At 60.0% G+C, this 4,068-nt stretch carries 4 protein-coding genes; 1 reads left to right on the top strand and 3 read right to left on the bottom strand.

Annotated features, from left to right (window positions below; all coding sequences use genetic code 11):
• Positions 1-59 precede the first annotated feature (59 nt).
• Positions 60-764, top strand: a complete 705-nt coding sequence (gene rnhA, locus QZ177_RS10370; protein ID WP_294177411.1) for a ribonuclease HI — start codon at positions 60-62, stop codon at positions 762-764.
• 22 nt (positions 765-786) lie between these two features.
• Here the strand turns inward: rnhA and QZ177_RS10375 are convergent, their stop codons facing one another.
• Genes QZ177_RS10375 through QZ177_RS10385 form a run of 3 tightly spaced genes read right to left on the bottom strand, consistent with a single transcriptional unit; the run spans position 787 to position 3,999 of the window.
• Entirely contained in the window at positions 787-2,280 is a 1,494-nt protein-coding gene (locus QZ177_RS10375; RefSeq protein ID WP_294177413.1) for a DUF805 domain-containing protein, read from the bottom strand.
• Between the two features lie 21 nt (positions 2,281-2,301).
• On the bottom strand, positions 2,302-3,228 hold the full coding sequence (locus QZ177_RS10380) for an exopolyphosphatase (protein WP_294177416.1): 927 nt from the start codon (positions 3,226-3,228) through the stop codon (positions 2,302-2,304).
• 12 nt (positions 3,229-3,240) lie between these two features.
• The gene (locus QZ177_RS10385) at positions 3,241-3,999 is read right to left on the bottom strand and encodes a TSUP family transporter (protein WP_294177418.1); all 759 of its coding nucleotides are present in this window, start codon (positions 3,997-3,999) and stop codon (positions 3,241-3,243) included.
• Positions 4,000-4,068 lie beyond the last annotated feature (69 nt).

Here is a 4,068-nt window from a genome sequence, read left to right on the forward strand (position 1 = left end):
CCTTCGGGCTTGACTTCTTGGACTTTCATAGTAAAAAAGGTTTGGGTGTGAATAAGAAAATGGCTCAAAAATTTTATGCCGTGCGTGCGGGACGTGCGACGGGAATCTTTCTTACATGGGAGGACTGCCGCGCGCAGGTAGAAGGCTTTCGCAGCGCACGATACAAGAGCTTTCCGACGGAGGAGGAAGCCCGCGCCTGGCTTACGGCGGCGCAGCCTTTGTCGGCGCTCTTCGAGGAAGAGGAAGCCGCGCCGACGCGCCGTGCGTCCGTGCGCAAAAAAAGCGCTGCAATGGGCGGCAGAGCGAATGAAGCGGCGGATGACGCATCTCTCTGCCATGTCTATACGGACGGCTCGTGCCTTCGGAATCCGAACGGGCCGGGCGGCTGGGCGGTCTGCATCGTGCGTCCGGGTGAGGAGATGGAGACGCTTTCGGGCGGCAATTCTTCGACGACGAACAACCGCATGGAGATGACGGCGGCGATCGAGGCGCTGCGTCATCTGCCCAAGCGAGAGCCGATCGTGCTGTCGACGGACAGCCAGTATCTGAAGAACGGCATCACGAAGTGGATCTTCAGTTGGAAACGGCGCGGCTGGAAGAAAGCGGACGGGACTCCCGTCCTCAATCAGGAGCTTTGGCAGGAACTCGATGGCCTGATTGCCGGGCGAAGCATCATTTTCCGCTGGGTCAAGGGTCATGCGGGGCACAAGTATAATGAGATCTGCGACATGTTGGCAAAAAGAGAAGCACAAGCCTTTTTATGAAGGTTTGTGCTTCTCTTTTTGCCTACTGCCGCTCCAGCGTCGATTCGCCATAATCGTTGACGGTCACGGAGCCTTTGACGAAGACGAGGGCGGCGAGCAGGAAGACTTCGTAGATTTCGAGGGCGAAGGCGGCGGCGATGATTTCGAGACCGAACGGTTCGCGTGCGAGGATGCGAGGGTCGCCGCCGAAGAATGCGAGGCAGCCGATGAAAGCGAGCGTGAGCACGAGCGGCACGCCTGCGAGCCAGCCGCTTCTGCCGATGTCGTGCAGACGCTGTGTGACGATGCCGATGGGCAGGATGGCAGCGAGGGCGCAGGAGACCGATGTGCCGTAGAGAGCGACGAGATTGCCGAGAGGCTGCGGCAGGCGCTCCGCCGTTTCCAGCACGACGAAGACGAGCAGCGAGACGAAGAAGAGGAGGAAGAGCAGGCGCAGTAAGAAGCGCTTGCGGTTCATGCGCCCCTTGAGTTGGAGCATGCGCAGGAAGAACGGATAGTCCTCCTTGGGGCGCTCCGCGATATAGGGGCGCAAATCAGCGGCGCTCTCGGGTGAGCCGGAAGCATTGCTCGAAAACTCTCCTTCGGCAAAGATCAGATAGACGTGCAGGAGGATGAGCAGGGTGAGTGCCGCGCCCCCATAGGGCAGGGCGCTCTTGAGCAGCAGATGATCGGGAGCGACGCCTAAAAGCGGCGGCAGACCAAGGAAGAGGAGCAGTATACGACCCTCTTCGGCGAGCGCGAGGATAATGAGCGGGCAGATGACGGCGATGAGCCATGCTGTATCGCCGTAGCCGAGGTCATGCCAGCGCCGCATGGCCGCGCGCAAGAATACGATCAGTAGAAGTGCAAGAGGCACGCTGATGAGGAGGATGGCGGCGAAAGCGGCCGCGAGCGAGATGTTTTCCGACGGCATGGGGCGGCCTGCGCCGAGCCATGAGAGGACGGCAGCCGTCACACCCGTGACGAGCGCGGCGAGGCCTGCCGCCGCGACGAGACTGCCGATGAGGTGCAGGACGAAGAGCTTTTGCCCCATGCGGCCTTCGGGCGAGAGCCATTTTTCGAAAAGCCCCTGCAGGAAGCCGCCGCGCGGCGGCGGCTTCACCTCTTCTTCCAATTCGGCTGCCATCTCGCTGCGCTTTTCCTCGTCTGCGAGCAATTCCTGCAAGAGTTCGGCGGCACTTTGGCGCGGCCGCGCTTCGCCGCTCGGCGGTGTTCTTTCCTCGATGCCGTCTTTTTCTGCCTGTGTCTGTCTTTCTGCTGATATCTCTGTCGTGTCAAGGCCGTTCGTGTCGGTTCGCCCGTCTAGTCTGTCCAGCCTGTCCAGCTCGTCCAGCCTGTCCAGCTCGTCCAGCTCGTCTATATCCTCAGAGCCATCGCTGTCGTCTGTCGGTGGTTCTTTCGCTTTTTCCGAAGGGAGCAGCATTTCTTCGAGCGCCGCTTCACTCGAAAAGCTCTCGCGTCTCAGGCGTTCCAGGATGCTTTCCGTGTCTTCTGCTGCCTTGCCTGTTTTTGCCATCGGTCATGTCTCTCCTTCGATTCATATCGTTCTCCTGCTTGATTCCTTCAAAATGCGGTCGTAGATGTAGCCTTCGCGCACGCCCGAGTCGCTGTAGGCGATGAAAGAAAGTGCGAAGCGTTCGGTGAGAAGGCCGGCGATGACGAGGCCGGGCAGGAGCGTGTGCATGCGGTCGGGAACGGTGCGCATGAGATGCACGGCGTCATCTTCTGTGAGATGGCGATCGCGCAGGAAGCGCGCGAGCAGCGCATCGATTGCCGCGCGTGTGATCGCCTGGCCGTCCGAGGCGGAAAAGAGAGCGGCAGAGAGCGCCGCTGCGCCCTTGAAAGTGCCGCCGATGCCGCAGGCGGGAAGTCCTTGAAGCCCCGTGAAATCTGCGGCGGAATCGAGGATGCGTGCGGCGTCCGTGCGCATCTTCGCGACTTCCTCGCGAGACGGCAGGAGCTCTTTCGTGAATTTCGTGTGCAGGTAGAGAGAGCCGACGGGAAGGCTCGTCTTGCGCACGATTTTTTGCGCCTTGTAGTGAACCATCTCCGTGCTTGCTCCGCCGATGTCGAAGAGCAGTCCTTCTTCAGCGGCAAGGTCGTGCGTCGCGCCGATGAAGTCAAGCTCCGCTTCTTCTTCGCCGCGAATTACATAAATATCCAGTCCTGTGCGTGTTTTGATTTCCTCGATTGCCTCACGGCTGTTCGCGGCGTTCCTCAGAGCGCCCGTTGTGAAAATCGAGACGTTCTCGATGTGCAGCGCCGCAAGGAACTTTTGGAAATCTTCGAGCGCGTAGACGAGCCGCTTGATGCCGCGCTCTTCGAGCACGTTGTCGTGCATAAACGAGGCGAGTCCCACCGTCGTGTCCTTTTTCTTCATGATTTGCTCCACGGCGCTGTCCTTGATTTGGTAGACCGCCATGCGCACGGTGTTGGAGCCGATGTCGATGATTGCGTGTATCATGGGAATCCTCCGTTATTTGCCAAAAAGGTCGAAGAGCTGCTTGCCGATGAGCACGGTCGTCACGGCGATGAAGAGCGGCCGTACATAGGAACTTCCCTTCTTGATGGCGAGGCGCGCGCCGCACCAGGCGCCGACGATCATGGATATGCCCATGGGGATGGCGTAGGTGAAATCGACGAGACCGAAGTAGGCGAAGAGCACGACGGCGGCGAGGTTGCTCGCAAAATTCAGTGCGCGCGCGTTTGCCGCCGCGCCGAGAAAGTCGAAGCCCACGAGCAGGAAGGCGAAGAGCATGAAGGAGCCTGTACCCGGTCCGAAGAAGCCGTCGTAGAAGCCGAAGGTGAAGGCGACGACGGCGGAGAGCAGGAGAACGCGGCGCGTCATGCCACGGTACTTGTTCTCGCGTCCCCAGTCGCGGCGGAATATGCTGTAGAGGAGCACGAGTGCGAGCATGACGACGACGAGAGGGCGCAGGAAGTCGGGCGGCACCTGCCGCACGACGAGCACGCCGACGGCGGAGCCGAGGAGCGTGATGGGAAAGAGCAGGCGGATGAGGTTCATATCGACCTTGCCGCTCTTGATGAAGGAGATGAAGCTCGTGCACGCGCCCATGACGGCAGCCGCCTTGTTCGTGCCGAGCACCTCTAGGAGCGGCAGCCCCGTCATCATCAGCGCAGGGATGGAGATCAGCCCGCCGCCGCCGACGACAGCGTCGATGAACGCTGAAAAGAAGCCCATGATGCAGATGAAGAGCAGCATTTCCAAGCCCATGATTCAAGCCTCCCCACTAATGTTGTATTTATATAGTACTATGAAAGTCCAAGAAGTCAAGCCCGAAGG

This window comes from uncultured Selenomonas sp. (assembly GCA_905372355.1).
In the GTDB taxonomy this organism is placed as follows: domain Bacteria; phylum Bacillota; class Negativicutes; order Selenomonadales; family Selenomonadaceae; genus Selenomonas.